This window comes from Bacillus cereus group sp. BfR-BA-01360 (genome assembly GCF_022663595.1).
Taxonomy (GTDB): domain Bacteria; phylum Bacillota; class Bacilli; order Bacillales; family Bacillaceae_G; genus Bacillus_A; species Bacillus_A cytotoxicus.
Map to the genome: position 1 here is coordinate 1 of NZ_JAKUFV010000049.1, position 5,549 is coordinate 5,549.

Sequence of the window (5,549 nt, forward strand, 5' to 3'; positions counted from 1 at the left end):
CCTTCCAGCTTTCTAGAAAATCCAAACGACTTTGTAGACAAAGATAAAATCATGGATGACTTAGCGGACAAGGTAGCAACTGAACAATATAACAAAAAAGTAACAGAATTAGAAAGAAAGATTTCAGCGAATGAAAAAGGCGTTGAAATTATATCTGAAAAACACGAAACCTTTTTGAATGATACTTTCGACGCTTATGTCAAAGAAGTGGGGTCTAAGTTACAAGTATTAGACGAGGGCATTCTAGCTCAAGTGAAAAAAGGTAATATTATCGCAGCTATCAATCTGTCAGCAGAGAAGCTCAAAATTAAAGTTGATCTAATTGATCTGGTAGGTAAAGTAAAAGCAGAGTGGATTACAGCCGGGTTGTTGCAAGGTACGACGGTCAAAACAAGTAATACCAATGAGCATATTCATATGAAAAACCAAGTATTACAGTTCGTGAATCAAGGACGAGCGAAAATTGTAATTGGTTTTGAAAACGAGAAACAGAGTAAGACGTCCAATCCGTATATCGTGATTGGTGAAGGTGATGGTACAGGAAGAAATTTAGGAAGTATCTACAAAGATGCAAAAGGTGTTTACTATCGTTTTATCGATAAAAATGGTGCAGAAAGTAACATGCGTATGACCGAGCGTGGCGATTTAGGGCTGACCGCGCAATCGAGCATGTGGCTCAAATCAGCTGGAATTTTGAATCTTGACGGTGATCACGTTACAATTCATCACAATGATTACGAAATTGCTGAATTTAGAACGCCGACATATGGCAATGATTGCGACATTATATTAGGAAATCATATAATTCGTTCATCTAAAGTGAGCGGCTATGATAAGTTATTGCAAATCAAGAATCGGGCTGGTAATGAATTTCGTGGTATAGAAGTTTCAGAGGTGACCGCACATGGTGGTGTTCGTTCCGAGACGAATTTATGGGCTGAGCAAAATTCTTATGCAATGCAACATATCAATAGATCAACTGAAAAAATAAAAACATCTATTCACGATTTACCGTTTTCGCCTTTAGAAAAAGTTCGAGAGCTTAAAGTGAAGCAATATTTCCTAAAACGAGATATGTATGAATTGTACCAAATGCGAATGAATAAGCCTGAAGACAGAATTGAACCGTACACAATAGCTGATGTTGAAACGCAGTACGGCTTTATTGCGGAAGAAACAGATGATATTTTTACTACACCAGAGAAGGACGGAATTAAACTATATTCTACACTCTCTATTCTTACCGCTGCCGTGCAAGAATTAGAAATGAAATACAATGAAAAAATTCAGATGATGGAAGAACAACATAAAGTAGAAATGGCAGAAATGAATCGCAGAATAGAAGTGTTAGAACAATTATTAGTCGATAAATTAATCGATAAAAAAGCAGAGCAGCAATAGCTGGTCTTTTTTATTTTGCTCTAAGAAGAGGTGACAGCAGTGGAACAGAAGGAATATGAGCGTATCGCGAAACTTGAAGTACAGCTGCAAGCAATGAATGCAACTGTAACACGTATCGAAGAAAAGCTTGATAACAATCAAAAGAATTACATCACTCGTATTGAAGTAGAAGAAATGTTTAAATTTCGTGATCGAGAAATACGGGACTTAAAGATAGCGCAAGAAAAATTAGAAAGTAACAAAAAAGCAAATATATCCATGTGGATTTCAGGACTGTCATTGGCAGTCCTTTTATTATTTAACATCTTAAATTTCCTGAAATGAGAGGAGGTAATCACATGAAAAATTTAGATAATGCATCAATTACGCGTTTTGTCATCTTGATTATTGCTGTAATCAATAGCGTATTAAACTTAGTCGGTTACCAGACTATCAGTAACGAACTAACAAACAATATCGTAGCTGTAATCACCGGTGGTTATGCGCTGTATATGGCATGGAAAAACAACTATTTAAGTAATAGAGGGTTGCAGCAAAAAGATGTTCTTGAAAAACACAATTTAAAGTAAAGGAGTGGGCTTATAGTGGCGGAACACAAGCATATCGTAGATATTTCAAAATGGAATGGTGATATCAAGTGGGATGTAGCAGCGCCAAAGTTAGATTTGGTAATCGCTAGAGTGCAAGATGGTTCACGAGTAGTAGACCATAAATATAAAGAATATGTAAAAGAAATGAAGAAGCGGAATATTCCGTTCGGAAACTATGCGTTTTGTCGCTTTGTTTCTGTAGAAGATGCAAGGGTGGAAGCTCGTGATTTTTGGAATCGCGGCGATAAAGACGCACTGTTTTGGGTTGCAGATGTGGAAGTAAAAACGATGTCCGATATGAGAGCAGGTACGCAAGCGTTCATTGATGAGTTGCGTAAATTAGGTGCTAAAAAGATTGGACTTTATGTCGGACATCACACATATAAAATGTTTCAAGCGGATAAAATACAAGCTGATTTCGTTTGGATTCCTCGTTACGGCGGAAACAAGCCTGCATATGAGTGCGATATTTGGCAATACACAGAGACAGGGCATGTTCCTGGTATTGGTAAATGCGATTTAAATAGATTAACAGGTAGCAAACCGTTATCATGGTTTAATAGAAAAGAAGGAGGAAACGCAATGGTAGCTGGTGACGACGGCCGCAGAAAAATCAAAACAGGTGGATTAGGATATGATGCGATTAAAGAAGTGTCAGAAGTGCTATGTAGCAAAGGGATTAAGGGGGCTATTCTGTTCGAAGGTGAAGCGCCTTATGTGTTAACTGAGAAAATGAGTAACCCCAAAATGGACGAGTTCACTGCTTGGTTAGATGAGCGTAACTGGTGGTATCAGTACGAGTAATAACCATAGAAAAGACCGCCCGTAATAGGCGGTCGATTTTTTATAATGTTTTAATGTCACGTATAAGTTCTTTAATGTCGCGTTCTTCACCTTGTTCAAACGATTGGATAAAATCGTTTAACTTAGTCTCATAATTTTTAATAGATTCTGTTTCACCTTTGACACTTTTGATGTCACCTACATGCTCAAGGACTAACTTTAAATCACCTGAAAGCATCTTAGTATCAATTTCAGATAATCTTCCACCATTAGCTACTGACCTTTTTAAGTCAGTCAGGGTTTTATCAGTCGTCATAAGTAATTTACGTATTGTCTCTTTAGTTTTGGAAACTTCTTTGTCAATCTCCGCTTGCTTTTTCTTTTCTTTCTTTTCGGCTCTTTCCTTCGCTTGCTTTTCTACTTTCTCTTGTTCCTTACGTTGTTTCTCCGCTTCTTTCTCTTCCTTTTCCTGTTGCTTACGTTCTTTCTCCGCTTCTTTTTCAGCTTGTTTTTGCGCTTTTTCTTCCTCCTTCTGTACCTTCGCTTGTGATGCCGCTTCTTTATCTTGTGGAGTACAGCCTACTGAAAGCGCAAGTGACGTACCGATAATAACTAATCCGAATTTATTTAACCATCGATTCCCCATTTAGTTCACTCCCGTGTGTATATTCTGATACAAGTATATCAAATATTACGGTAAATTTGTCCAATAAAAAAAGAACGCTTTACTTAGCGTCCTCCACAACGAATAAATCTTCGATTTTTAATTCTAACGCATTACTAATACGGATCAAAGTTTCGATTTCATATCGAGACTGACGACTGAATCGACTAATTGTAGCCTCTGTCGTTCCGGCCATCTCCGCTAAATCCTTCTGACGTAAGTTACGTTCCGCTAAAATCTCCGACAACCGTGGCGTTACCTTCATAGTAGTACCTCCGTCCTAATTATCCTTAGTTACATATTACATTTTCGTAATTATTTCGTCAATAACTATTGACTTGCTAATTACACAAGTGTAATATGGAATTATTAATAACAAGTTACATATGTGTAATAAGAAATCGGTAACGTGTAATCGAGAAAGGGGATAAACGAAATGTCAAAGTTCAAATCGTTACTAAACGCTTCACAACGTATCACCTTCGAAGAATTACCCGCAGAATTACAACGTGAGATTAATAACAGTGTAAGTCCAATCGAAATAGAAAACGAAGTATTAATGTGTAAATCCCGTAAATTAAACGTAGGTGGTTACGTCCATACAGTCGTGTATATTGAAACGGACGCTAACTATTACGTATTTACACACGTGTTATTCCGTACTGGATCATCGATTAAGAAACAGGTGATGAGTAAAACGGCGCTCTACATGTTCCAGTTGCTACATAACGAGGATAGAGGAGGTAACGTACTATGTTCGCAAAACTAAACGATTACTTCGGGTTAGAAACGTTATCTGATCGTATTTGGTATTACGGAGTGTTTGGCGTAGGCGGTACGTTATACGCCGTTAATATGATTATTGCTTATGTATTTTAGTAGTTTTATATACGTGAATTCACGTAATTAATCAATAATTAGATAACGGAAATTCTCCAATTAGCCTCATGTAATCATTCGTTTTTAAAAACGGAGTACACGAGGTTTCCTATTGTCTTTTTTAGGAGACGAAGAGGTAATTTCCGAACGTGGGAACGACCTAACACCACGCTAAAAACTTGAACAGGTGAGCCTAGCCGATGTCGAAAAGTAAGGCGCTGTACATCTAACGCATAACCCTTCCGTGCGTGTACAGGTCTAGGCGGTTACGGCCATTAACGGTAAGGAGTGGACGCATGGCGCTTTTACGGGGATACGTAAAGGCGGGGTGCATCGTCAGGCGGGTACGTAAAGTACCGGCGCATTGTGGGACATGCTGCAATGTAGAAAGACGGTGGGCGAGAGAGAAATCAATCGCCGAAGTCGGAAGGGGCGTACGCGGAAACCTCAGCCAACGACTGACGCTAGCGCAAAACGTACTTCACCTCTTCGCGCCTCGTTTATTTTTTAACGTGGCGTCTAGGGGTGAAGCCTGCCCCACCGTTTCCTAGACCGTCCTCCTTCCGCTAGCAAAAAGCGTAAAGGCAGTCAACCCCTAAGCAAGTATAAATTCGAAGGAAATGCCGTTTAATTTAGGCGAGGAGTTACACGGTAGTACATGGTCGGCGGTAAGCGATTGGGAGCTGACGGCTAGGGAACGAAGTAAGGTTAACGTCAAGTTTAAGCGGAAATAACGAGAGAATACGTTGATAAAACGGAGGGGGAATTGCGTTTGGATACTAGGGGGAGGAGGATGAGAGTTAACGTATAATATCGAGGGGATTATCGGTAAATATAGTGGAGGGGGACAGAGTGGATATATAATAGAAGAAAGTGGTCAGACAAGTGGATGGTCAGCGATATAAAAGGGCGGAAATTAGGGAGTTTCAGTATCCGTATATTTTAAGTGATCACGTTATGGACACAAGGAAAGGTAGAAAATAAAAAGAGCGCTAATAAAAAGCGCTCAATAAACCGTTAGTTATGGAAGTTATTATTCAATATTAAACCCGTTATTTTTATAAAAATGGTCACAAACGTGGCAACATTCGTGGTCACACGTAGATACTTTATACTGTTAATAGATATCGATAAAGCCTTTAATATTGCTGCTTATTCTCAATCCGCTCAATCACATCTTGCAATTCATCTGGCTTTAGAAACTCAATCGGAGAGAAGCCTTTCTCAAACGT

The 5,549-nt window shown here is 38.9% G+C and carries 9 protein-coding genes; 6 read left to right on the forward strand and 3 right to left on the reverse strand.

What is annotated here, in order from left to right; all coding sequences use genetic code 11:
- From MR056_RS21620 to MR056_RS21635, 4 genes are all read left to right on the forward strand, one after another.
- A partial coding sequence (locus MR056_RS21620) for a tail fiber domain-containing protein (protein WP_242136710.1) occupies positions 1 to 1,401 on the forward strand: 1,401 nt, incomplete at its 5' end.
- Positions 1,402 to 1,440: 39 nt separating this feature from the next.
- Positions 1,441 to 1,725, forward strand: a complete 285-nt coding sequence (locus MR056_RS21625) for a hypothetical protein (RefSeq protein WP_210351316.1) — start codon at positions 1,441 to 1,443, stop codon at positions 1,723 to 1,725.
- A gap of 14 nt (positions 1,726 to 1,739) precedes the next feature.
- Positions 1,740 to 1,970: a phage holin gene (locus MR056_RS21630; protein ID WP_087095443.1), complete on the forward strand. Its 231-nt coding sequence runs from the start codon at positions 1,740 to 1,742 to the stop codon at positions 1,968 to 1,970.
- Positions 1,971 to 1,985: 15 nt separating this feature from the next.
- Positions 1,986 to 2,795 carry a GH25 family lysozyme gene (locus MR056_RS21635; protein ID WP_210351317.1) on the forward strand — a complete coding sequence of 270 codons (810 nt, stop codon included), beginning with the start codon at positions 1,986 to 1,988 and terminating at the stop codon, positions 2,793 to 2,795.
- A gap of 40 nt (positions 2,796 to 2,835) precedes the next feature.
- On the opposite strand, the gene MR056_RS21640 is transcribed toward MR056_RS21635, so the two are convergent.
- Both MR056_RS21640 and MR056_RS21645 read right to left on the reverse strand, forming a co-directional pair.
- A complete protein-coding gene (locus MR056_RS21640) occupies positions 2,836 to 3,420 on the reverse strand; it encodes a hypothetical protein (protein WP_053083801.1) in 585 nt (194 codons plus the stop codon).
- 79 nt (positions 3,421 to 3,499) lie between these two features.
- Positions 3,500 to 3,703 (reverse strand): helix-turn-helix domain-containing protein, encoded by a 204-nt coding sequence (locus MR056_RS21645; protein WP_000869305.1) that lies wholly within the window; start codon positions 3,701 to 3,703, stop codon positions 3,500 to 3,502.
- A gap of 171 nt (positions 3,704 to 3,874) precedes the next feature.
- Here MR056_RS21645 and MR056_RS21650 point away from each other — a divergent pair, with 171 nt between their 5' ends.
- Positions 3,875 to 4,207, forward strand: coding sequence for a hypothetical protein (locus MR056_RS21650; protein ID WP_048723731.1), 333 nt, complete (start codon positions 3,875 to 3,877; stop codon positions 4,205 to 4,207).
- Positions 4,192 to 4,317: a DUF3961 domain-containing protein gene (locus MR056_RS21655; protein ID WP_109141409.1), complete on the forward strand. Its 126-nt coding sequence runs from the start codon at positions 4,192 to 4,194 to the stop codon at positions 4,315 to 4,317. Before MR056_RS21650 ends, MR056_RS21655 begins: the two co-directional genes overlap by 16 nt.
- Before the next feature lie 1,139 nt (positions 4,318 to 5,456).
- Here the strand turns inward: MR056_RS21655 and MR056_RS21660 are convergent.
- The coding region (locus tag MR056_RS21660; RefSeq protein ID WP_242136711.1) for a DUF3898 domain-containing protein at positions 5,457 to 5,549 on the reverse strand (93 nt) is incomplete at its 5' end.

Excerpts from the sequence above, each read along its gene's own strand:
- MR056_RS21630 (WP_087095443.1), top strand. The coding sequence starts at position 1,740 with ATGAAAAATTTAGATAATGCATCAATTACGCGTTTTGTCATCTTGATT.
- MR056_RS21640 (WP_053083801.1), bottom strand. The coding sequence starts at position 3,420 with ATGGGGAATCGATGGTTAAATAAATTCGGATTAGTTATTATCGGTACG.
- MR056_RS21645 (WP_000869305.1), bottom strand. The coding sequence starts at position 3,703 with ATGAAGGTAACGCCACGGTTGTCGGAGATTTTAGCGGAACGTAACTTA.
- MR056_RS21650 (WP_048723731.1), top strand. The coding sequence starts at position 3,875 with ATGTCAAAGTTCAAATCGTTACTAAACGCTTCACAACGTATCACCTTC.
- MR056_RS21655 (WP_109141409.1), top strand. The coding sequence starts at position 4,192 with ATGTTCGCAAAACTAAACGATTACTTCGGGTTAGAAACGTTATCTGAT.